The organism is Micromonospora coriariae (assembly GCF_900091455.1).
GTDB classification, from domain to species: Bacteria; Actinomycetota; Actinomycetes; order Mycobacteriales; family Micromonosporaceae; genus Micromonospora; species Micromonospora coriariae.
The window spans coordinates 1343083-1364387 of record NZ_LT607412.1 but is presented as its reverse complement, the minus strand read 5'-3'; the positions used below and the strand labels follow the sequence as shown (position 1 = coordinate 1364387).

The 21305-nt window shown below is 73.9% G+C and carries 19 protein-coding genes and 3 tRNA genes; 14 read left to right on the top strand and 8 right to left on the bottom strand.

Translation table 11 applies throughout. The annotated features are described in order from the left end of the window. The first annotated feature begins 42 nt into the window (after positions 1-42). Positions 43-639 carry a TetR family transcriptional regulator gene (locus GA0070607_RS06310; protein WP_089017327.1) on the top strand — a complete coding sequence of 199 codons (597 nt, stop codon included), beginning with the start codon at positions 43-45 and terminating at the stop codon, positions 637-639. A 41-nt stretch (positions 640-680) separates the two neighbouring features. On the opposite strand, the gene GA0070607_RS06305 is transcribed toward GA0070607_RS06310, so the two are convergent. After that, positions 681-1547 carry a 3-methyladenine DNA glycosylase gene (locus tag GA0070607_RS06305; RefSeq protein WP_089017326.1) on the bottom strand — a complete coding sequence of 289 codons (867 nt, stop codon included), beginning with the start codon at positions 1545-1547 and terminating at the stop codon, positions 681-683. 34 nt (positions 1548-1581) lie between these two features. Next, positions 1582-3015 (bottom strand): hypothetical protein, encoded by a 1434-nt coding sequence (locus GA0070607_RS06300; protein ID WP_089017325.1) that lies wholly within the window; start codon positions 3013-3015, stop codon positions 1582-1584. A 174-nt stretch (positions 3016-3189) separates the two neighbouring features. Between GA0070607_RS06300 and GA0070607_RS06295 the strand changes: the two genes are divergently transcribed. From GA0070607_RS06295 to GA0070607_RS06280, 4 genes are all read left to right on the top strand, one after another. Further along, positions 3190-3993 carry a fumarylacetoacetate hydrolase family protein gene (locus tag GA0070607_RS06295; protein WP_089017324.1) on the top strand — a complete coding sequence of 268 codons (804 nt, stop codon included), beginning with the start codon at positions 3190-3192 and terminating at the stop codon, positions 3991-3993. Between the two features lie 108 nt (positions 3994-4101). Further along, positions 4102-4173: transfer RNA gene (locus tag GA0070607_RS06290), tRNA-Gln, on the top strand. Positions 4174-4307: 134 nt separating this feature from the next. Further along, a tRNA-Glu gene (locus GA0070607_RS06285) sits at positions 4308-4380 on the top strand. Between the two features lie 152 nt (positions 4381-4532). Next, positions 4533-4605 (top strand) — tRNA-Glu (locus GA0070607_RS06280). A gap of 157 nt (positions 4606-4762) precedes the next feature. Here GA0070607_RS06280 and GA0070607_RS06275 read toward each other — a convergent pair. Further along, on the bottom strand, positions 4763-5449 hold the full coding sequence (locus GA0070607_RS06275; protein WP_036374687.1) for an IclR family transcriptional regulator: 687 nt from the start codon (positions 5447-5449) through the stop codon (positions 4763-4765). Positions 5450-5498: 49 nt separating this feature from the next. Between GA0070607_RS06275 and leuC the strand changes: the two genes are divergently transcribed. From leuC to GA0070607_RS06255, 4 genes are all read left to right on the top strand, one after another. Then, a complete protein-coding gene (gene leuC / locus GA0070607_RS06270; RefSeq protein WP_089017323.1) occupies positions 5499-6944 on the top strand; it encodes a 3-isopropylmalate dehydratase large subunit in 1446 nt (481 codons plus the stop codon). A gap of 14 nt (positions 6945-6958) precedes the next feature. After that, on the top strand, positions 6959-7546 hold the full coding sequence (gene leuD / locus GA0070607_RS06265; protein ID WP_089017322.1) for a 3-isopropylmalate dehydratase small subunit: 588 nt from the start codon (positions 6959-6961) through the stop codon (positions 7544-7546). A gap of 172 nt (positions 7547-7718) precedes the next feature. Beyond that, entirely contained in the window at positions 7719-8378 is a 660-nt protein-coding gene (locus tag GA0070607_RS06260) for an HU family DNA-binding protein (RefSeq protein WP_172898995.1), read from the top strand. A gap of 141 nt (positions 8379-8519) precedes the next feature. Beyond that, on the top strand, positions 8520-10433 hold the full coding sequence (locus GA0070607_RS06255) for an endonuclease/exonuclease/phosphatase family protein (protein ID WP_089017320.1): 1914 nt from the start codon (positions 8520-8522) through the stop codon (positions 10431-10433). A 19-nt stretch (positions 10434-10452) separates the two neighbouring features. Here the strand turns inward: GA0070607_RS06255 and GA0070607_RS06250 are convergent, their stop codons facing one another. The 5 genes from GA0070607_RS06250 to cofC are packed head-to-tail and all read right to left on the bottom strand — an operon-like array spanning position 10453 to position 16156. After that, complete coding sequence (locus tag GA0070607_RS06250) at positions 10453-11331, bottom strand: NUDIX hydrolase (RefSeq protein ID WP_089017319.1); 879 nt, start codon at positions 11329-11331, stop codon at positions 10453-10455. Beyond that, a complete protein-coding gene (locus tag GA0070607_RS06245) occupies positions 11319-12839 on the bottom strand; it encodes a CYTH and CHAD domain-containing protein (protein WP_089017318.1) in 1521 nt (506 codons plus the stop codon). Before GA0070607_RS06245 ends, GA0070607_RS06250 begins: the two co-directional genes overlap by 13 nt. A 25-nt stretch (positions 12840-12864) precedes the next feature. Next, positions 12865-15234, bottom strand: a complete 2370-nt coding sequence (locus tag GA0070607_RS06240; protein ID WP_089017317.1) for an RNA degradosome polyphosphate kinase — start codon at positions 15232-15234, stop codon at positions 12865-12867. 54 nt (positions 15235-15288) lie between these two features. Continuing rightward, entirely contained in the window at positions 15289-15486 is a 198-nt protein-coding gene (locus GA0070607_RS06235) for a cold-shock protein (RefSeq protein WP_089021692.1), read from the bottom strand. 22 nt (positions 15487-15508) lie between these two features. Further along, a complete protein-coding gene (cofC, locus tag GA0070607_RS06230; RefSeq protein ID WP_089017316.1) occupies positions 15509-16156 on the bottom strand; it encodes a 2-phospho-L-lactate guanylyltransferase in 648 nt (215 codons plus the stop codon). Between the two features lie 126 nt (positions 16157-16282). Here cofC and GA0070607_RS06225 point away from each other — a divergent pair, with 126 nt between their 5' ends. The 5 genes from GA0070607_RS06225 to GA0070607_RS06205 all read left to right on the top strand — a co-directional run bounded on the left by GA0070607_RS06225 (position 16283) and on the right by GA0070607_RS06205 (position 21265). Beyond that, positions 16283-17020 carry a lysophospholipid acyltransferase family protein gene (locus GA0070607_RS06225; RefSeq protein ID WP_089017315.1) on the top strand — a complete coding sequence of 246 codons (738 nt, stop codon included), beginning with the start codon at positions 16283-16285 and terminating at the stop codon, positions 17018-17020. Continuing rightward, positions 17017-18036: an NAD(P)H-dependent glycerol-3-phosphate dehydrogenase gene (locus GA0070607_RS06220; RefSeq protein WP_089017314.1), complete on the top strand. Its 1020-nt coding sequence runs from the start codon at positions 17017-17019 to the stop codon at positions 18034-18036. Before GA0070607_RS06225 ends, GA0070607_RS06220 begins: the two co-directional genes overlap by 4 nt. A gap of 7 nt (positions 18037-18043) precedes the next feature. Next, positions 18044-19162, top strand: coding sequence for a cystathionine gamma-lyase (locus GA0070607_RS06215; RefSeq protein WP_089017313.1), 1119 nt, complete (start codon positions 18044-18046; stop codon positions 19160-19162). 146 nt (positions 19163-19308) lie between these two features. Then, the gene (locus tag GA0070607_RS06210; RefSeq protein ID WP_089017312.1) at positions 19309-20097 is read left to right on the top strand and encodes a putative protein N(5)-glutamine methyltransferase; all 789 of its coding nucleotides are present in this window, start codon (positions 19309-19311) and stop codon (positions 20095-20097) included. A gap of 118 nt (positions 20098-20215) precedes the next feature. Further along, on the top strand, positions 20216-21265 hold the full coding sequence (locus GA0070607_RS06205) for an ROK family protein (protein ID WP_089017311.1): 1050 nt from the start codon (positions 20216-20218) through the stop codon (positions 21263-21265). Positions 21266-21305: the final 40 nt, after the last annotated feature.

Here is a 21305-nt window from a genome sequence, read left to right as displayed (position 1 = left end):
GGCCGCGCCACGGCCGTCCGCGCGGTCAGGGAGGCTGGAGCAATGAGCGACGCCACCGCCCTGACGGCAGACCGCATCCTCGACACCGCCGAGGAGGTGCTGCGCCGGTACGGCCCGGCCAAGGCCACAGTGCTGGACGTCGCCCGCGCGCTGGGCGTCAGCCACGGCAGTGTCTACCGGCACTTCGCCAGCAAGACCGCGCTGCGCGAGGCGGTCGCCGAACGCTGGCTGGCCCGGGTCTCCACCCCGCTGATCGAGGTGGCCACCGGCCCCGGCCCGGCCCCGCAGCGGCTGCGCCGGTGGCTCGCCGAGCTGAGCGGCACCAAGCGCCGGATGGCCCGCGAGGACCCGGAGCTGTTCGACAACTTCCACCAGCTCGCCACCCTCTCCGAGGGTGCGGTCGCCAACCACCTGGAGGTCCTCGCCGGCCAGCTCAGCCTGATCGTCGCCGACGGGGTGGCGGCTGGCGAGTTCAGCGTGCCCGACCCGGCGGTCGCCGGCCGGGCGCTGTTGCAGGCCACCGCCCGCTTCCACCACCCGTCCCACCGCACCGAGTGGAGCGAGCCGGGCCTCGACGAGGACATGGCGGCGGTGGTCGCGCTGCTCGTCGACGGCCTGCGTACCCGCCGGGAAAGCTGAGTCGGTCGCTCCCGGATCAGGCCGGCAAGGCGGCGAGCCGGTCAGGCTGGCACGGCGGCGAGCAGCCGGACGCGTAGCACGGCGGCCCGGTCGGCGAAGCCGCGCTGCGCGGCGGCGTACTCCGCCCGGCCCTCCGGCGTCTCCACCAGTACCGGCGGATGACCGAGCGCCGCCAGGTCGTACGGGGAGGCCCGCATGTCCAGGGTGCGGATCTCCCGGGCCAGCTCGAAGCAGTCCGCGACGAGCTCCGAGGGCAGCAGTGGCGACAGCTTGTACGCCCACTTGTAGAGGTCCATGTTGGCGTGCAGGCAGCCCGGCTGCTCGTGCGCGTGCTGGGTCTCCCGGGTCGGGGTGAGCACGTTCAACGGCCGGGCCGGTGGCGTGAAGAAGCGAAACGCGTCGAAGTGGCTGCACCGTACGCCCCGCTCCTCGACGATCGCGGCGGTCCGCTCCGGGTCCAGCCGCAACGGCCAGGCGTTGTGCCGCAGCTCCTCGCGGGTCTGCCGGTAGACCATCGCCCACTCGTGCATCCCGAAGCAGCCGAAATGCGGCGTCCGCCCGGCGGTGGCCGTCAGCAGCGAGCGGATCCAGCCGATCGAGTCGCCGCGCCGCGCGCGTACCGCATCGGTGTCGAGGGTGACCCCGACGGTGGTGGCGCGGTAGTCCCGGCCGAAATCGGCCGGATCCGCGCCGCGCAGCTCGACCCCCGCGCCCGGATGCCACCGACGCAGCTGGGCCGGACGGTGCGAGTAGTAGGTGAAGAGGAAGTCGGCCACCGGGTGCCGCTCGCCGCGGCGCCGACGGGCCAGGTGCGGGGTCAGCCAGGCGTCCACCCGCTCCTCGTGGGCCCGGCGGCGGGCCTGCCAGGCCGCCACGTCGAGCACGGCGGGGGCGAGGGCGGCGGTCACGGACCCCAGGGTACGACCGCCGCCCGCCCGCCGGTCAGGGCATATCCACCCGCACGCCGGCGGAGAACACCCCGCTGCGCAGCTCCAGCTGCCGGGGCGGGTCCCGCCCGTCGACGCTGAAGACCAGCGGGAGCACCACCCGGCTACCCGCGGCCACGGGATCGGCGAAGACGTCCCGACCCAGGTTGGCCGCCCGGGTGGCCGGCTCGTCGGTGCTCACCCAGCGCCCGCCCGGCAGGTAGGCGCGTTGCATCTGGCCGTGCCAGGGCTGCTGATCGCCGGTGACGTTGCGCACACCGACAGTGGCCTGGCACCGTCGACCCGCGGCCGGCGCGGCACCGCCACCGTCGGCCGGCCCGGCGGTGCCGGCCGCACCGCAGGACATCCGGTACACGGTGAACTCGAACGCCGACTCGCGCAGCGGCATACCGACCGGGCCGGACACCGCGGTGCCCATCCACGCGCCGCTGGTCGGCTGCTTCTGGGTGTCGATCGACGCGACCTGGCGGGTCGCGGTCCAGCCGGCGGCGCCGAGCACGCCGGCCAGCATGACAACCGCTCCGGTGACCAGCAGCCAGACGGGTGGGGTACGCCGACGCCTCGCCGGGCTCGGGGCGGACGGACGCGGATAGACCGTCCCGCGCCCGGCGTCGGGCGCCCCGTCGGCGGCGAGGGCGGCGGCCGTCACCCGGGGCCCACGCCGCCGGCGACGCCACACCCAGAACGCACCGGCGCAGAGCAGCAGCAGGACGGCCAGCCCGGCCAGCAGCACCGGAATCCGCCGCCAGGTCGGCGCCTCGGTGACCTCGGCCGCCGGTGTCGCCGCCGCCTGCCAGGTGGCTGTGGCGCAGTCGTACGGCCGGCTGCCGTCGCTGGTGAACGCGCAGGCCGGCGCGGTCAACGGTTGACCCGGCGCGGTCGCGGTGAGAGCCGTGCCCAGCGTGGCGCTGCTGTGCGCGGGCAGCCTCAACCGCCAGGTCACCTCGGAGGCGGACCCGCCGGCGCGGGTGGCCCGCCCGCCGGAACTGATCGAGGTGGCCGAGGCGCCCGGCGGCACCTCCTGGCGCACCGTCGTGTCGACCGGCGAATTACCCACGTTGCGGACGTGGATCCGGTACTTCGGTGCGGGGCTGTTCTCCGGCGCGACCGCCACCGTGACCGGGGGCGGGAGCGTCTTCGCCGGTTTCCGCGAGGGTGGCGCCACCGCTGGCGGCGCCGACGGCGGCGTGGGCTCCGCGGTGGGTGCCCGCGCGGCCACCGCCACCGCCGGCGGTGTGCTGGCGACCGGTGGCGCCATGACCGCCGCTGGTCGTGGCGGCGCCGCCGTTGGTTGTGGCGTGACGGCCGGTGGTCGTGGCGTGGCCGACGCCTCCGGGGCCGCCGCGGGCAGGGCCGGCACGGCGGCGAGGATGCCGAGGCAGTGCACGAGCACTGCGAGGGCTCTGTGGTGTCGTGTCGATGCAGGCATACGAACGAACCTCCGGAGCCGACGCTAGGGGCGGGCCGCCTCCGTGCGGGTACGAAGTCGGGAAGCCGGCCCGGGCCGTCGCCGCCTCGGCTAAGGTGCCCCGATCTGACGGCTTGAGCACACCCGGCAGCCGGTCCTGGTCGGTAAACCCCTCGGCGGGGCTAGATTGGCCAGGTGCGTATCGCTCGTTTCGCTCATGCCAAGGGAATGTCGTTCGGGGTCGTCGAGGGCGAGCCGGAGGCCGGGCCGCAGGGTCTGACCATCGCCGAGGTCGAAGGCCACCCGTTCGGCAAGCTCTCCTTCAGTGGGGCCCGCTGGGCCCTGTCCGACGTCCGGCTGCTTTCGCCGATCCTGCCCAGCAAGGTGGTCTGCGTGGGTCGCAACTACGCCGACCACGCCGCCGAGCACGGCAGCGAGGTGCCCAAGGAGCCGTTGCTCTTCCTCAAGCCGTCGACCTCGGTGATCGGTCCCCGGGACGCGATCCGGCTGCCGATCTTCTCCAAGCAGGTGGAGCACGAGGCGGAGCTGGCGGTGGTGATCGGGGCGCCGGGGGCGCGCCGAGCCGACCGGGCCGCCGCCGAGCGCGCCATCTTCGGCTACACCTGCGCCAACGACGTCACCGCCCGTGATCTCCAGCGCTCGGACGGGCAGTGGGCCCGGGCCAAGGGCTTCGACTCCTTCTGCCCGATCGGTCCGTGGATCACCACCGGTCTGGACGTCTCGGACCTGGAGATCCGGTGTGAGGTGGGCCGCAACCCGGAGGAGATGGAGGTACGCCAGCTCGGCCGGACGAAGGACATGGTCTTCGACGTGCCCGGCCTGGTGTCGTACATCTCGCACGTGATGACGCTGCTGCCCGGTGACGTGGTGCTCACCGGCACGCCGGCAGGGGTTAGCCCGCTCGTCGAGGGGGATACGGTCACCGTGCGGATCGAGGGCATCGGCGAGCTCACCAACCCGGTGGTTCCCGTCGCCTGATCCGTCCGATGCCCCTGTTTCCGCTGCTCACGGGCGGTTCGGGGGGATCGGATTTGGCCTGCCGGCGCCGGGAGGGTAATGTTCACTCCCGGCGCCGCAAGGGGCCAATGGGGTATGGGGTAATTGGCAGCCCGACTGATTCTGGTTCAGTTAGTCTAGGTTCGAGTCCTGGTACCCCAGCGCAGCTGGGATTCGCGAGAATCCCGGACGCTGGATTCTGACGGAGTTCGACTCCGCCTCTGCGGGGGCGGAGGGTGGTCTCTGGTAGAGTGCAGCTCCTCCGCCCGCGAGGGTGGAGGAGCGTAAGTGGTTCTGGCCCCGTCGTCTAGTGGCCCAGGACGCCGCCCTCTCAAGGCGGTAGCGCCGGTTCGAATCCGGTCGGGGCTACACGGTGCACAGCCCGTCTCACCTGGTGAGGCGGGCTGTTTCGTGTCCGCCTCACGCACCACGCCGGGCCCGCACCCCGTGCCGCCCTCCGGATACGGTGTCGCTAGACTACAGCCGCACCGCTCGCGAGGGCGGTGAAGCAGGAAAGTTCTGGCCCCGTCGTCTAGTGGCCCAGGACGCCGCCCTCTCAAGGCGGTAGCGCCGGTTCGAATCCGGTCGGGGCTACAACCAAGGCCCGTCTCGCTCCGCGAGACGGGCCTTTCCGTACCCCCCACCCCGCCCTGCCCCGGCCCCCCGGCCCCCGTTGATCATGAAGTTATTGCCACTGGACTCGGCGTGTCCTGGCAACAACTTCATGATCAACGCGAGAAGGGGGTGGGGGTTAGAGGCCGGAGAGGCGTTGGCCTGCTCTCACCACGGCCATGGCGTGCCGTTCGCCGGGGCGGCGGCCGAGGCGTTCGATCGGACCGGAGATGCTGACGGCGGCGATCACCCGGCCGGTGCGGTCCCGGATCGGGGCGGAGACGCTCGCCACACCGGCCTCCCGCTCGGCCACGCTCTGCGCCCAGCCGCGGCGCCGTACCTCGGCCAGGGTGCGGCCGGTGAACTTGCTGCGCGGCAGCAGCGGCATCACCGCCTCGGGCGGCTCCCAGGCGAGCAGGATCTGGGCCGCGGACCCGGCGGTCATCGGCAGCACCGACCCGACCGGAACGGTGTCCCGCAGCCCGCTGGCACGCTCCGCCGCCGCCACGCAGATCCGCTCGTCGGCGCGGCGCAGGTAGAGCTGTGCGCTCTCGCCGGTGGCGTCGCGCAGCGCGGCCAGCAGCGGCTCCGCGGCGGTCAGCAGGACGTCCGGCGCGGCGTTGGCCAGCTCGCCCAACCGGGGGCCGGGGCGCCAACGGCCCTGGGTGTCCCGGACCAGCATCCGGTGAATCTCCAGTGCCTGTGCCAGCCGGTGCGCGGTGGCCCGGGGCAGCTTCGTGCGCTCAACGAGTTCGGCCAGGCTGGCGCCGTCGACGCAGGCGGCCAGGATGACCACCGCCTTGTCGAGAACGCCGACACCGCTCATACTGTGTCCCACAAGCCGAAACTTACCTCCCAGAATTTAGGATGTCCAGATGGTGGGAGTCACTCCTGAGCCGAGGACCCTGGCCGAGAAGGTCTGGGACGCGCACGTCGTACGGTCCGCCGCTGGTGAGCCGGACCTGCTCTTCATCGACCTGCACCTGCTGCACGAGGTGACCAGCCCGCAGGCGTTCGACGGGCTGCGGCTCGCCGGGCGCCGGGTGCGCCGTACCGACCTGACGCTCGCGACCGAGGACCACAACACCCCGACCGGGTACGCCGATCCGGCGTTCCGGTCCCGCCGTGGTGACCTGCTCACCATCGCGGACCCCACGTCGCGGACGCAGATCGAGACGCTGCGCCGCAACTGCGCCGAGTTCGGCGTGCGACTGCACCCGCTCGGCGACGACAACCAGGGCATCGTGCACGTCATCGGCCCGCAGCTCGGGCTCACCCAGCCGGGCATGACCATCGTCTGCGGCGACTCGCACACCGCCACCCACGGCGCGTTCGGTGCGCTGGCCTTCGGCATCGGCACCAGCGAGGTGGAGCACGTGCTGGCCACCCAGACGCTGCCGCAGAGCCGTCCGAAGACCATGGCCGTGAACGTCACCGGCCGGCTCGCCCCCGGCGTCACCGCCAAGGACCTGGTGCTCGCGCTGATCGCCCAGGTCGGCACCGGCGGCGGCCGCGGGCACATCGTCGAGTACCGCGGCGAGGCCATCCGGGCCCTCTCCATGGAGGGGCGGATGACGATCGCCAACATGTCCATCGAGTGGGGCGCCAAGGCCGGCATGATCGCGCCGGACGAGACCACGTTCGCGTACCTCAAGGGTCGGCCGAACGCGCCGCAGGGCGCGGACTGGGACGCGGCGGTCTCGTGGTGGCGGACGCTGCCCACCGACGAGGGCGCGCGCTTCGACGCCGAGGTGACCCTGGACGCCAGCCAGGTCACCCCGTTCGTCACCTGGGGCACCAACCCCGGTCAGGGCGCGCCACTGAGCGCGCCGGTGCCGGACCCGGAGGAGTTCGCCTCCGACTCCGAACGTGCCGCGGCCCGCCGCGCGCTGGAGTACATGGACCTGCGCCCGGGCACGCCGCTGCGTGAACTGCCCATCGACGTGGTCTTCGTGGGTTCCTGCACCAACGGCCGGCTGGAGGACCTGCGGGCCGCCGCCGACGTGCTGCGCGGCCACACGGTCGCCGACGGGGTCCGGATGCTCGTGGTGCCCGGCTCCGCCGCGGTGCGCGAGGCCGCCGAGGCCGAAGGGCTGGACAAGGTCTTCGCCGACGCCGGCGCCGAGTGGCGGTTCGCCGGCTGCTCGATGTGCCTGGGGATGAATCCCGACACACTCAAGCCGGGTGAGCGCTCCGCCTCCACCTCCAACCGCAACTTCGAGGGCCGTCAGGGCCGGGGCGGTCGTACGCACCTGGTCTCCCCGCCGGTCGCCGCCGCCACCGCCGTGGTCGGCCGGCTGGCCGCCCCCGCCGACCTGTAGAAGGGACCGACGAGATGGACAAGTTCACCACGCACACCGGCACCGCCGTGCCACTGCGGCGCTCCAACGTGGACACCGATCAGATCATCCCGGCGGTGTACCTCAAGCGGGTGACTCGGACCGGCTTCGCCGACGGCCTGTTCAGTGCATGGCGTGAAGATCCGGCATTCGTACTCAACGATCATTCGTATTCCGGGGCGTCGATCCTCATCGCCGGTCCGGAGTTCGGCACCGGGTCCTCCCGCGAGCACGCGGTCTGGGCTCTGCGGGACTGGGGCTTTCGCGCAGTCGTCGCCCCGCGCTTCGGCGACATCTTCCGCGGCAACGCACTCAAGGAGGGTCTGCTGCCGGTCGAGTTGGAATTGAAAGCCGTCGAAGAGTTGTGGGACCTCGTCGAGGCGGATCCGAGCACCCCGGTGACCGTCGACCTGACCGCTCGCCAGCTCCGGGCCGGTGACGCCAGCTGGACGTTTCCGCTGGACGACTTCAGCCGGTGGCGGTTGCTGGAGGGCCTGGACGACATTGGACTCACCCTTCGGCACGCCGCCGACATCGGCGCCTACGAGGCGGGCAGACTGCCGTTCCTGCCCTCGGTGGCATAGCCGTACACCCGACCGCACACCGGATTCCACCCCCATCGGTCCAACCGGTGGGGGTGAATCCGTTGCGACACAAGGGCTTTTTTCCACCGAATGTTTGTGTCCCGGCAGCACAGGGCATACCGTGCGCGCAGAATGGCTCGCGTCGAGTCAGTTGCACAATCGGGAGGAAGTCGTGAACAAGGCCGAGCTCATCGAGGCGCTCGCCGTTCGCCTGGGGGACCGGAAAACGGCGACGGCCGCGCTCGACGCGGTCCTCACTGAGGTCCAGGCGGCGGTCACCAAGGGCGAGAAGGTGGCGATCACCGGATTCGGAGCATTCGAAAAGCGTGTGCGTGGCGCACGAACAGCGCGCAACCCGCGTACCGGCGAGGCGGTGAAGGTCAAGAAGACATCTGTTCCCACCTTCCGCCCCGGCGCCGGGTTCAAGGAGATGGTGGCCAGCGGCAAGGTGCCGAAGGCCACGGCGGCGGCGAAGAAGACCGCCACCACCACGGCCAAGACCGCCGGCACCAAGGCGGCGGGCACGAAGGCGGCGGGCACCAAGGCCACCGCGGCCAAGGCGGCCAGCAAGAAGACCGCCCCGGCCAAGGCCAGCAAGACCGCCACGGCCACCAAGGCGGCCAGCAAGAAGACCGCCCCGGCCAAGGCGGGCAAGAGCACAACGGCGACCAAGACGGCCGCCAGCAAGAAGACCGCTCCGGCGAAGAAGAGCGCCGCGGCGACCCGGTCGACCGCGGCGAAGAAGACCACCACGGCGGCGAGCAAGAGCACTGCGGCGAAGAAGGCCCCGGCCAAGAAGGCCCCGGCCAAGAAGGCGGCCAGCAAGCGTTGACCGACCCGCACGAAAGGGCGTCCACCCGTGGGGTGGGCGCCCTTTCGGCGTAGCCCACACCGTTGACCGGACGGGCCGGCACGCGCAGAATCGCCGTGCCGGCCCCCCCTTTGCCGGCCCGCCGACGGGAAGAGGGCGCCGGTGCGCTACCGCCAGCTCACCACCGGATGGCTCGCGCTGGGCGTCATCCTGCTTATCGACGTGCTGCGGGTGTGGCTGCCCGGCATCATCACCATCTTCGGCCAGGCCGCGTCCACCCCGGCCGAGCTGATGGGCGCGTTCGCCCTCGGCTGGTTCGTGCTCGCGCTGGCCGCACCGGCGCTGGTCCGCCGGGTGGGCTCCCGCCTGGTCACCGTCGCCGCCGCCGTTGTGCTGGCCGCCGCCCGGCTCGCGCTCACCGCCGCTCCGGGCGGGCGTACGCAGCTCTGGCTGGCCACCGCCGGGCTGTTGGCCGGGCTGGTCTGGCTGGTCGGCGTCGCCGCGGACACCGACCGTCCGGTGCCCGGGCTGGTGCTGGGGTTGGCGGCCAACGCGGCCGTGCACGCGGTGCTGGACACGTACGACCTGGTCTGGCGGGGTGACTGGGTGGCCTGGCTGCTCAGCGCCGTCGCGGTGGCGGTGTTCCTGCTCGGCACGGCGCTGCCGTCCCCGCCGACCGCCCCCGGTGGCGTCCGGGCCTGGCTGCTGGCCGGGCCGGCACTGCTGCTGGCCGGGATGGTGGCGCTCAGTCCGGCCATGGCCCGGACCGGAACCTCGTACCTGATCGCGGGGGACGGCGTGGCCCGCTCACCGCTGTTCGGGCTGGCCCCGGTGCCGGTGGCGGTCGCCGGATTCCTGCTGGCCGCGCTGGTCGGTGCGCCCCGGCGGTGGGGTTGGGCGCTCGGGCCGACGGCACTGCTGGCCGGTGCGCTGCTCTTCGCGCTGGACCGGGGCGACCTGCTCGTCGCGGCCGTCCTGCTCGCCGCCGTCGGTCTCGGCGCCTGCCTGGCCAGCACGGACGGCGCCGGCCGCGTCGAGGGCGTGGACGGTGCCGGGCAGGCCGGCGGCACGCAGGACAACGTGCGGTGGGCGGGCCGTCGGGGATACGCGGCCGCCGCCGGCATGCTCGTCTTCGCGCTGGGCGCGGTTGGCTACTACTCCGCCTACGACCTCGGCTACCCCAATGGCGCTGTGCCGGTGCTGGTCGCCGCGCTGGTCGCGGTCGTGGCCCTCGCCGCCCGTCCCGCCGGTCGCCCGACCCCGGCGCCGTTGCCGCCGTTGCGGACCACGGCCGCGGTCACCGCGCTGGCCCTGCTTGCGCCGCTGCTGGCCGACGACGTGCCGGTCGCCAGCAACCGCAACGGCCCACCGGAGCGGCTGACCGTGGTGGCGTACAACGTCCGGATGGGTTTCGGGCTCGACGGCCGGTTCGACCTGGCCGGGCTGACCGCCGCCGTCGACCGGCAGCGGCCGGACGTGGTGCTGCTCAGCGAGGTGGATCGGGGGTGGCTGCTCAACGGCGGCCACGACACCCTGGACCTGCTGGCCGACCGGCTCGGCATGCCGTACGTCTTCGCGCCGGCCGCCGACCCCGTCTGGGGCGACGCGGTGCTCAGCCGTTGGCCGGTGACCGATCCGCGGACCCTGCCGCTGCCCGCCGTCGGGGCGCCCACCGGTGCGCAGGCCCTCGCCGTCACCCTGGACCTCGGCGACGGCGTCCGCACCGCCGTGGTCAGCACCCACCTGCAACCGCCCCCCGGCCGGGGCCCGGTGGTCCAGGCCCGCGCGGTAGCCGACTTCGCCACCGGGTACGCGGCCGGCCGGCCGCTGGTGGTGGCCGGCGACCTGAACACCGAGCCGGGTGACGAGGCGTTCGGGCAGTTCACCACCGCCGGTCTGGTCGACGCGTTGGTGGCCGCCCGACCGCTGGCGACCAGCCCCGCTGACGACCCACGCCAGCAGATCGACCACGTCTTCGTCTCACCCGGCCTGACCCCCAGCGGCCCGGTCGCGCCGCAGGGCACGGCCAGCGACCACCTGCCGGTCGCCGTCACCCTCACCCTTCCAGCCCGCTGACCCGCCCGATCAGGGCCGCCTACAGGCGGTCCGCGGCGAGCAACCGGTCGGCGGTGAAGGCGAGCAGCCAACCGCCGCCCTTCGGCGTGGTGAAGTCCTCGTCGGCGCGACCGGACAGCTGCTCCAACGCGCCCGGCAGCACCTTGCCCTGGCCGCACACCGCCACCCGGCCGACGGTGACGGCCAGCTCCAGCAGCCGGGCCGCGGTGGCCAGGACCCGCTCGTCGAGCTGCTGGCCCGGCTGCGGCTCGTCCAGGTCGCCGCAGATCTCGATCGGCAGGTCGAGCAGCGCGGCGGCCGGATACAGGGTCTGCACACAGCGGCGCGGCGAGGCCGACACCAGACGGGCCGGCCGGACCAGGGCGACCAGCTCGGCCAACGCGTGCGCCTGGGCCCACCCCTCGGCGTCCAGCGGCCGGCCGGTGTCCGGGCCGGTCCAGGTGGCACGCTTGCCGGCGTGCGCGTGCCGGAGCAGCGCCACCGTCCCGGTCACCGGTGGCAGCGCGGCGAACGCGCCCAGCACCTCGGCGTCGTGCGGGTAGCTGACCAACCGGATCGCATCGTCCACGGCGAGCCAGCGCAGGTCGTCCACCTCGGTGCCGGGCTGGAAGCCGCCGGTGCCCACCGCGAGCATCGACCAGTAGTCGACCAGCTTCGGCTGGCCCTCGCTGCGGTAGCGCACCGACGGCAGCCGCACCTGCGGCACGCCCCGTACGTCGGACTCCTCGGCCACCTCGCGTACCGCCGCGACCAGCGGGTGTTCGCCCGGCTCCAGTTTGCCCTTCGGCAGCGTCCAGTCCCCGTAACGCGGGCGGTGCACGACGCAGACCTGCACACCGTCGGTGGACGGTCGCCAGGCCACCCCACCGGCCGCCCGGATGCCGGTCACGGCAGCCATCGGGTCCGCCGTCGCCGGGTTGCCCGGTGCCAGGCGGCGGGGAAGCGGGCACGCATCCGGCGTACCGTCTCGCGTTCCCGTTCGGCCAGCCGACCGGCTGTGACCGCCAGCTCGTGGTCGTCCGGCCGGTCGGCGGCGAGGGCCAGCCAGGTGTCCGCGGCGACGGCGGCGTCCTGGTGCTCGCCCAGCACGTCCTGCACTCCGGCCAGGGCGCGAGACAGCCGGCGCGGACCCTTGCCGAGCGCCGGGGCGACCGCGTTTACCGCGTACCGGGCCTGCTTGCCCTCCTTGCGCACGGCGTGCCAGCGGTCGTCCGGCGCCAGCGGGTCGAGGCCGTCGACGCCGTCCGGCCCGGTCAGGCGTCGCCAGGGGCGCGCCACCAGCCCGGGCAGCGCCCGCTCGGCCGGGGCGGCCGCCCGGCGGGTGAGCCGGGGGGCCCGGGCGGTCAGCACCAGGGCGTCCACCAGAGCCAGGTAGCGCGCCGAGCGCAACGCCTCGTGGACCGCGGCCAGTGCCAGGCGCTGTCGTTCGGCGAGCGCCTCGTCGAGCCGGTCCACCGCGCCCGGGTCGAGTGGGCTGAGCGGATCGGCGGTCGCGGTGCGCCGCAGCCGGTCGCGCAGCACCTCGACGTCGCGGGCCGCGCCGAGCACACCGGCCAGCCAGCGCAGCTCGGCCCGCAGCGGGCCGGACCAGCTCCTGCGGACCAGCGGCGCGAAGGTGCGCAGGTCGGTGCGGAGTCGCCGGCAGGCGACCCGCATCTGGTGGACGGCGCTGTCACCGCCGCCGCCCGGAGCGTGCAGCCGGACCAGCGGATCGTGCGCCAGCAGGCGGCGTACCTCCTTGCGGACCGCCTCGGTCACCACGTCTCCGGCGCTCGGGTCGGCCGGCAACCCGGCCGGCGCGACCAGGTCCGGTTCCGCCCGGGCTGCCGCGCCCAGCGCCCGCACGTGCTTCGGAATGAACGTTCCGCCCCGCGCGCCGGCCTCCCGCAGAACCGCGCCGATCCGGTCCAGCAGTTCGCGGTCGCCGGCCTTGAGCTCCACCTCCAGCTCGCGGAAGGTGTCGGTGGTGGCGCCGGCGTCGTCGAGCACGGTCACCCGGTCGTCCACCACCTCGGCGAGCACCGTGCCGGCACCGTCGCGCACCTCCTGGGCGTGCCGGACGGTACGCACCACCGTCACCGGCGCCAGCGGCGCGCCCCGGTGCAGGACGGTGACCAGCTCCAGCAGCTCCGGCGGCGGCTGCCCGACCGGTCCGGGGCGGGAGATCTCGTGCCGCACACCGGGCGTCGACGTGGGCAGCTTCACCGTCCAGGGCAGATCGTCGCCCCGGCGGTGGCGCAGCGAGGCGCCGGCCCGGGCGAGCCGCAGGTCGGCGGTGTCGAGGTAGCGGGCGACCAGCGTCACCGGCGGCAGGGCGCGGACCTCACCACCGGCGGGGGAGGTGGCGGACAGGTCCGGCAGCACGTAGGCGTCGTCCACCTCGTGCTTCTGCTCCTCCTCCACCATCAGGTCAGCCTATGCCGCGACCCGGTCAGCCGGCGGTGCCACCGACACGGTGCAGCAGCAGTTCCTGGAGATGCTCCCGGGCCGCCTCGTCGCCGCCGGTACGCCGGCTCCAACAGCCGTCGCCGGCCAGCTCGAACGCGTCCACGTCGGGGCTCATCGCCATGGTCAGCACCCGGTCCAGCTCGGCTCGGGCCACCGGGTCGCTCACCTGCACCAGCGCCTCCACCCGCCGGTCCAGGTTGCGGTGCATCAGGTCCGCCGAACCCATCCAGAACTCGGCGTTGCCGTTGTTGCCGAACCGGAAGATGCGGGAGTGCTCCAGGAACCGGCCGAGGATCGAGCGGACGCGGATGTTCTCCGACAACCCCGGCACCCCCGGACGCAGCGTGCACATGCCCCGGATGAGCAGGTCGACGTGCACGCCGGCCTGGGAGGCCCGGTACAGCGCGTCGGTCACCCCCTCGTCGACCAGCGAGTTGACCTTGAATTGGACGAGGCCGGGCATGCCCAGCCGGACGTGCGAGATCTCCCGCTCGATCCGCTCGATCAGGCCGCTGCGGATGCCCTGCGGGGCGACCAGCAGCCGCCGGTACGCGGTCTGCCGGCTGTAGCCGGTGAGCACGTTGAACAGGTCGGTGAGGTCGGCGCCGACCTCCGGGTCGGCGGTGAGCATGCCGAAGTCCTCGTACAGCCGCGCGGTCTTCGGGTGGTAGTTGCCGGTGCCGATGTGGCAGTAGCGGCGGATCTGGTTGCCCTCCTGCCGGACCACGAGCGCGGTCTTGCAGTGCGTCTTCAGGCCGACCAGGCCGTACACGACGTGGCACCCGGCGCGTTCCAGTGTGCGGGCCCAGCCGATGTTGGCCACCTCGTCGAAGCGGGCCTTCACCTCCACCAGCACCACCACCTGCTTGCCGGCGGCGGCCGCGTCGACCAGCGCGTCGACGATCGGCGAGTCGCCGCTGGTGCGGTACAGGGTCTGCTTGATGGCAAGCACGTCCGGGTCGGCGGCGGCCTGCTCGATGAAGCGCTGCACGCTGGTGGCGAACGAGTGGTACGGGTGGTGCACCAGGATGTCCCCGTCGCGCAGGGTGGCGAAGACGCTGCGCGGCACCTCACCCTCGGCGAGCCGGGGGTGGGTGGCCGGCACGAACGGCGGGTCCTTGAGGTCCGGCCGGTCCGCCTCCCCGTAGACCTGCCAGAGCGCGGAGAGGTCCAGCAGCCCGGGCACATGCAGCACGTCCTGGTCGTCCATGTCCAGTTCCCGCACGAGCAGGTCGAGCATGTGATCGGAGATCGACGCGGCCACCTCCAGCCGGACCGGCGGGCCGAACCGGCGTCGCGCCAGCTCCCGCTCCAGGGCCTGGAGCAGGTCCTCGTCGCGGTCCTCGTCGACCTCCACCTCGGCGTTGCGGGTGACCCGGAAGAGATGACACTCGACCACCTGCATGCCGCTGAACAGCTGCCCCAGGTGCACCGAGATCAGGTCCTCCACCGGCACCATCCGCACGCCCGGCTGCTCCCGGTCCACCCGTACGAAACGGGGGACGTTGTTCGGCACCTTCACCCGGGCGAACAGCTCCGAACCGCCGTCCGGATCGCGGACCGCCACCGCCAGGTTCAGCGAGCGCCCGGAGATGTACGGGAACGGGTGGGCAGGGTCCACCGCGAGCGGGGTCAGCACCGGGAAGATGTGCTCCCGGAAGTAGGTGCGCAGCCGCTCCCGCTCGGCGTCGCCCAGGTCGCCCCAGCGCAGTATGCGGATGCTTTCGTCGGCCAGCTTGGGCAGCACGTCGTCGACGAAGCAGGCGGCGTGCCGGGCGACCAGCTCGGCGGTCCGCTCGGCGATCAGCTCCAGCTGGGTACGCAGCGGCAGCCGGTCGCCGCCGCGTACCGGGAGGCCGGCGGAGAGCCGTCGCTTCAGGCCCGCGATCCGCACCATGTAGAACTCGTCGAGGTTGCTGGCGAAGATGGCGAGGAACTTGGCCCGCTCCAGCAGTGGGGTGCGCTGGTCCTCGGCGAGCGTGAGCACCCGGGCGTTGAAGTCGAGCCACGACAGCTCCCGGTTGAGGAACCGGTCCTCCGGCAGCGGCGCGGGAACCGGCGGTTCGTCGTCCGGCTCACCGCCGGCCGGTCGTCCCTGCGGCCGGGCCGGCCGCAGCCCACCGGCCGCCGGGCCGTCCGTCTCGGTGGACGGGGCGTCGGAGTCGAGGACCTCGTCCAGCCCGGAGGAGGCCGCGGCCGGGTCGGTGTCGTGCGTGTCGGCGCGGGCGGCGCCGGCCCGCTCGGCGCGGACCTGCCGGAAGCGGCCGTCGGTGTCGCGGGTGCGGGTGCCGTTGCGGGGGACGGCTGGGTCGGTGGCGGGCGTGGCGGCCGGGTGCTCGCGAGGGGTGCTCACCCGCTCATAATCACCCGATCCGGGTTAACGCAAAATGAACTTGGCCTCGCCGGTTCAGCTCATCGTCGGCAATGTCACCCGGACGACCTCGCCGTCGGAATCCGTGTCGATGCGGACCCGCTGGCCGAGCCGGAGCAGCCGCAGCCCGGAGGCGTCGAAGGCCCGGGTGGGGAAGCGCAGTTCGGTGCCGTCGTCGAGCAGCAGAACTCCGCTGCGCGTCGCCGCGTCGTAGCTGGCCACCGTGCCCTGCATGCTGGCACCGTACACCGGCGGGTCAGCCCGCGGCGCGGGCCGGGCGGTCGGCGGCGAGCAGCGCGGCGGTACGCGGCCCCAGGCCGAGCCGGTCGGCGGCGGCCAGGTCGGCGGCGGTGTCCACGTCCCGGCGCAGGCTGGGCCAGTCCCCGGTGAGCGGCAGTGCCCCGCTCGCCGTGTGCGCCGCCGCCGAGCCCATTCCGAACCGCGGGTCCAGGGCGATGCCCGGCGGCGCCGTGAGCAGCACAGTGCCCTCGCCCGGCGCGTCCGGTACGAACCGTCGTACCCCGGCCTGGCCGGTTCGCGCCGCGAGCAGCGCGCCGGCCAGCTCGGCCGGGCGCAGCGCCGGCAGGTCCGCGGTGAGCCCCGCCACCCACCCGGGGGGCAGGCCCGCCGCGCCGTGCCGGAACGCGGCGTTCAGACCGGCGTCCGGCTCGTCGGGTCGCACTTGTGCGCCGGCGGTCCGCGCCGCCGCCGCCACCCGGGCGTCGTCGGTCACCACCAGAACCTCGGCGACCGCCGGGCAGGCCAGCACCGCGCGGAGCGTGTCGGCCGCCAGCGCCAGCGCCAGCTCCTCGTGCGGTACGCCGGGAAGGGCGCCCCGCAGCCGGCTCTTGGCTGCGGTCAGACGCTTCACCGGCACCACCACGGCCCACCCCGACTGACTCACGTCGGCAATCCTGCCAGCCGGACGGCGGGACCCTCGCTGGCCGTACCGGGGGCGAGCAGGCATGATTTCCGCTGCGGGTGTCGCGAACGGGGCTCGCGGCGGGGTCGGGCGGGACGAGGAGGCACAGTGGCACGGCGCAGGCTGGGGTTCTGGCAACGGTTCGCCGTGGCGCTGGTGAAGCCGGTGATGACCGTCTGGACCCGGCGCACGTGGCGCGGCATGGAGCACCTCGGCCGGGACGGTGGCGTGATCATCGTCGCGAACCACATCTCGCACGCCGACCCGCTGGTCTCCGCGCACTTCATCTTCGATGCCGGGCGGTGGCCGCAGTACCTGGGCAAGGCCAGCGTGTTCCGGGTGCCGGTGATCGGCTGGATCCTGCACCGGTGCCGACAGATTCCGGTCGAGCGGGGCACCGTGGACGCGGTCCGCTCGCTGGACGCGCTGGTCGCCGCGCTCGACGAGGGCGGCGCGGTGGTGATCTACCCGGAGGGCACCACCACCCGGCAGCCGGAGCTGTGGCCGATGAAGGCCAAGACCGGCGCCGCCCGGTTGGCGCTGGCCACCGGTGCGCCCGTGGTGCCCCTGGTGATGTGGGGGCCGGAGCGGATCTTCGACCCGCGGACCACCCGGCTCAGCCTGCGTCCGCGGATCCCGGTGACAGTGGTCGCCGGCGAGCCGGTCGACCTGAGCCGGTGGGCGGACGCCCCGCCGACGCGAGCCACCCTCGAGGGGATGACGGACGCCATCATGCTGCGGCTTCGGGACATGCTCGCCGAGATCCGTGGCGGCACCCCGCCGCCGCTCTGGGAACGACCGGCCCGACCGTCCGCCGAGCGCCAGCAGCAGGGTGGTGTCGCGTGAGCGGGCACAGCACCGGCCACGTCGCGGTGCTCGGCGCCGGCTCCTGGGGCACCGCGTTCGCCAAGATCCTCGCCGACGCGGGGCGGGACGTGACGGTGTGGGCGCGGCGCGCGCCGGTGGCGGAGAGTATCCGCACCGAGCGCCGGAACCCGGAGTACCTGCCGGACCTGCTGCTGCCGGCCCGGGTCACCGCCACCCACGACGCGGTCGAGGCGATCACCGGCGCCGAACTGGTGGTGCTGGCCGTGCCGTCGCAGACCCTGCGTGGCAACCTCGCCGAGTGGGCCGGGCACCTGCACCCGGACGCCACCCTGGTGTCGCTGATGAAGGGCATCGAGCTCGGCACCACCAGGCGGATGAGCGAGGTCATCGTGGAGACCGCCGGCGTGGCCGCGGACCGCGTGGTCGTGGTCTCCGGCCCGAACCTGGCCCCGGAGATCGCCGCCGAGCAGCCGGCCGCCACCGTGGTCGCCGGAACGAACAGCCACCGCACCACGCTCGTGCAGGCGTCGATCCGGACGCCCTACCTGCGCCCGTACACCAACGACGACGTGATCGGCTGCGAGCTGGGCGGGGCGGTCAAGAACGTGATCGCCCTGTCGTACGGCATCGCCACCGCGATGGGCTTCGGCGACAACACCCGGGCCATGTTGATGACCCGAGGGCTGGCCGAGACGGCCCGCCTGGGTGTGGCGCTCGGCGCCGACCCGATCACCTTCGCCGGCCTGGCGGGCATGGGCGACCTGGTCGCCTCCTGCTCGTCCCCGCTGGCCCGGAACCGCACCTTCGGTGAGCATCTGGGCCGGGGCGAGACGCTGGAGCAGGCCCAGGCCGCCACCCGGCAGACCGCCGAGGGCGTGAAGAGCTGCCTGGCGATCCGTGACCTGGCGCGGGCGCACGGCGTCGAGATGCCGATCACCGAGCAGGTCGAGCGGATCTGTCACGAGGGGATGGACCCCCGCCTCGCCGTGGACACCCTGATGAGCCGCACAGCCAAACCCGAGTCGTACGAGTGAGGACCTGATGAGCGATCTGGGTGACGGCACCCGCTGTGTGCACGCCGGGCTGCCCGAGCCGGCGCCAGGAGACCCCTTCCTGCCCGGACCGGTCTTCGCCGCGCCGTACCACCTCGATCCGTGGCAGGGCCCGGCCGGCTCACCGAACGGCTACGGCCGCCCCGACAACCCCACGCGTCGGCTGCTGGAGGCCGCCGTGGCTGAGCTGGAGGGCGGCGACTGCCGGGTCTTCGCCACCGGTCAGGCGGCCATCACCGGGGTGCTGCTGACGCTGCTGCGCCCGGGGGACACCGTGGTGCTGCCGACCGACGGATACTTCCCGGTCCGGGCGTTCGCCACCGATGTGCTGGAGGCGATAGGTGTCCGGGTGCTGTTCGTCCCGACCGTCGGGCCGTACCCGTCGCTGGAGGGCGTCCGGCTGGTGCTGGTGGAGACCCCGGCCAACCCGGGCCTGGACGTGGTCGACGTGGCCGCCCTCGCCGAACGGGCGCACGCCGCCGGCGCGCTGCTCGCGGTGGACAACACCACGGCGACCCCGCTCGGCCAGCGCCCGCTGGACTTCGGCGCCGACCTGGTGGTCGCCTCGGGTACGAAGGCGCTCACCGGCCACTCCGACCTGCTGCTGGGTTACGTGGCCAGCCGGTCCGCCGAGCTGATCGAGGCGGTGACCCGCTGGCGTACCACCACCGGCTCGGTGCCCGGCGCGTTCGATGCCTGGTTGGCCCACCGCTCACTGGGCACGCTCGACCTGCGGCTGGCCCGGCAGAGTGCGAACGCCGCCGCGGTCGCCGATCTGCTCGCCGGCCGGCCCGACGTGACCGGCCTACGGTGGCCCGGGCGCACCGACGACCCGGCGTACCCGGTGGCCTCGGCACAGATGCGCCGGATGCCCGGGGTGCTCTCGTTCGACCTGGGCGACGCCGACCGGGTGAGCCGCTTCGTCGACGCTGCCCGACTGGTGGTGGCGGCCACCTCCTTCGGTGGCCTGCACACCACCGCGGACCGGCGGGCGCAGTGGGGCGACGACACCGCACCCGGCTTCGTTCGGCTCTCCTGCGGGGTGGAGGACACGGTCGACCTGGTGGCCGACATCGCCGCCGCGCTGGACGCCGCCGGAGGGGCCTGAGTTATCGTGTCGGCGGCCCGCAGCCGCGGGCCGCGACCGGAGGAGGTGAGTCCGATCCGTCAGTCGACAGGACCGGCGCTTCCTCCCGTGTCCCCGCCGCGGTAGCGGCCACGGGAGCGCCGGCGAGCGTTTCCCGGAGGTATCCCATGGCAGCACCGTTCCCCACCGGCCGGCCGGCCCTCGTGCACCGGCTGCGTACCGCCGGCTGCGTCTACGCCGAGGACGAGGCCGACCTGCTGCTGGCCGCGGCCGACACCCCGGCGGCGTTGGCCGACCTGACCGAGCGCCGGGTGGCCGGCGAACCGCTGGAGCACCTGCTCGGCTGGGCGGAGTTCTGCGGTCTGCGGATCGCCGTCGCCGCGGGCGTCTTCGTGCCTCGGGGGCGCACCGCCCTGCTCGTCGAGGCGGCCGCCGCGGTGACCGGCCCGAGGCCGGCCGTGGTCGACCTCTGCTGCGGCTCCGGGGCCACCACTGTCGCGTTGGCGCACCGGCTCGCGCCGCGCTGGCTGGCCGCCGCCGACATCGACCCGGCGGCCGTGGCGTGCGCCCGCCGCAACCTCGCCGGGCTGGCCGCCGAGGTGTTCGAGGGCGACCTGTTCGCGCCGTTGCCCCCGCACTGGCGGGGCCGGCTGGACCTGGTGGTCGCCAACGCCCCGTACGTGCCGACCGCCGCGGTGGCGCTGATGCCCGCCGAGGCGCGGCTGCACGAGGCCCCGGTGGCCCTCGACGGCGGGCCGGACGGGCTCGCCGTGCTGCGCCGGGTGGCCGCCGGAGCGACCCGGTGGTTGGCGCCCGGTGGACACCTCGCGGTGGAGGTCAGCGCCGGGCAGGCGGACGCGCTCTGCGCGGCGTTCGACGCCCTCGGGCTCGAACCGAGCGTGCGGCACGACGAGGACCTGGATGCCACCGCCGTGACCGCCCGCCGTCCCGCCTGAACGCGCCCGCGACGGCCCGCTGGGCAGCGGGGCTACCTGGCAGTGGAGCCGGGCGTGGCGGGGGAGCGGTGTTGGCACTAGCCTCGGCTCACACTCATGACGGCGGAGGGCGGTTTCGGTGGGCAGCGCAGGGGTGCCGGTGGTCGTCGGGCTGGACAACGGCGGGACCAGCAACAACGCCACAGTGCTGACGGTGGACGGCCGGTTCCTGGTGGACGGTCTGCTGGAGATCCCCAGCGAGGTGCGAGCCGGGCCCGACGCCGCGATCGAGGCGCTGGCCCGGGCGCTGGACGGCGCTCTGGCACAGACCGGCGTGCCCCGCGAACTGGTTCGGGCGGTGGGGCTGGACACTCCGGGCCCGGCCAGCGCCACCGGTGTCATCTCGTCGCGCGGCTCGACCAACTTCTCCCAGGCGGCGTGGCGTGGCTTCGACGTGCGGGGCGCGCTGGAGCGGCGGCTGGGCCTGCCGGTGGTCTACCACAACGACGGCAACGCGGCCGCGCTCTACGCCCACCACGTGTACTTCGGCGCCGAGGCGATGAACCGGTCGTCGGTCTCCGCGATCGTCGGCACCGGCCTCGGCGGCGGCGTGGTCGAGGGCGGGCGCGTGATCGCCGGCGCGGCCGGGATGGCCGGGGAGCTGGGTCACGTGCACATCCCGCTGACCGGGCTGCTCGGCCCGGAGCAGCCGGAGCCGACCTGCGCCTGCGGGTTCACCGGGGACGTCGAGAGCGTCGCCTCGCTGACCGGCATCGAGCGCAACCTGCTGCCGTACTGGCTGACCCGGTACCCCGACCACCCGCTCGCCGCCGAGCCGGTCGCCCGTGCGGCGAAGCTGGTCCGCGGCTACGGCGAGCAGGGGGACGCGCTGGCCCGGGACCTCTTCACCCAGCAGGCGGTGGCGCTGGGTCGGCTGTTCACCGTGGCGGCCAACTTCACCGACCCGCACGCGTACTTCGTCGGCGGCGGGGTGGTGGAGGCGGCGCCCGAGTTCCGCGACTGGTTCCTGGCGACGGTCCGCGAGCACACAGTGCTCCGCGAGGAGCAGGCGGCCGTGGCCACCTTCGCCCTGGTGCCGGAGCGGGACATGGCCGGCGCCCGGGGCGTGGCCATCGCCGCCCTGGAGGCGCTGCGCGCCGTACCGGAGTCCAGCCCGCTGGTCGCGTGAGCCGCCGAGCCCGAGCCCGAACCCGAGCCCGAGCTTCCGC

Coding starts and splice junctions, on each gene's coding strand:
- GA0070607_RS06300 (WP_089017325.1), bottom strand. CDS start 3,015: ATGCCTGCATCGACACGACACCACAGAGCCCTCGCAGTGCTCGTGCAC.
- GA0070607_RS06245 (WP_089017318.1), bottom strand. CDS start 12,839: ATGGTGGAGGAGGAGCAGAAGCACGAGGTGGACGACGCCTACGTGCTG.
- GA0070607_RS06310 (WP_089017327.1), top strand. CDS start 43: ATGAGCGACGCCACCGCCCTGACGGCAGACCGCATCCTCGACACCGCC.
- leuD (WP_089017322.1), top strand. CDS start 6,959: ATGGACAAGTTCACCACGCACACCGGCACCGCCGTGCCACTGCGGCGC.
- leuC (WP_089017323.1), top strand. CDS start 5,499: ATGGTGGGAGTCACTCCTGAGCCGAGGACCCTGGCCGAGAAGGTCTGG.
- GA0070607_RS06275 (WP_036374687.1), bottom strand. CDS start 5,449: ATGAGCGGTGTCGGCGTTCTCGACAAGGCGGTGGTCATCCTGGCCGCC.
- GA0070607_RS06250 (WP_089017319.1), bottom strand. CDS start 11,331: ATGGCTGCCGTGACCGGCATCCGGGCGGCCGGTGGGGTGGCCTGGCGA.
- GA0070607_RS06235 (WP_089021692.1), bottom strand. CDS start 15,486: ATGCAGGGCACGGTGGCCAGCTACGACGCGGCGACGCGCAGCGGAGTT.
- GA0070607_RS06210 (WP_089017312.1), top strand. CDS start 19,309: ATGGCAGCACCGTTCCCCACCGGCCGGCCGGCCCTCGTGCACCGGCTG.
- GA0070607_RS06215 (WP_089017313.1), top strand. CDS start 18,044: ATGAGCGATCTGGGTGACGGCACCCGCTGTGTGCACGCCGGGCTGCCC.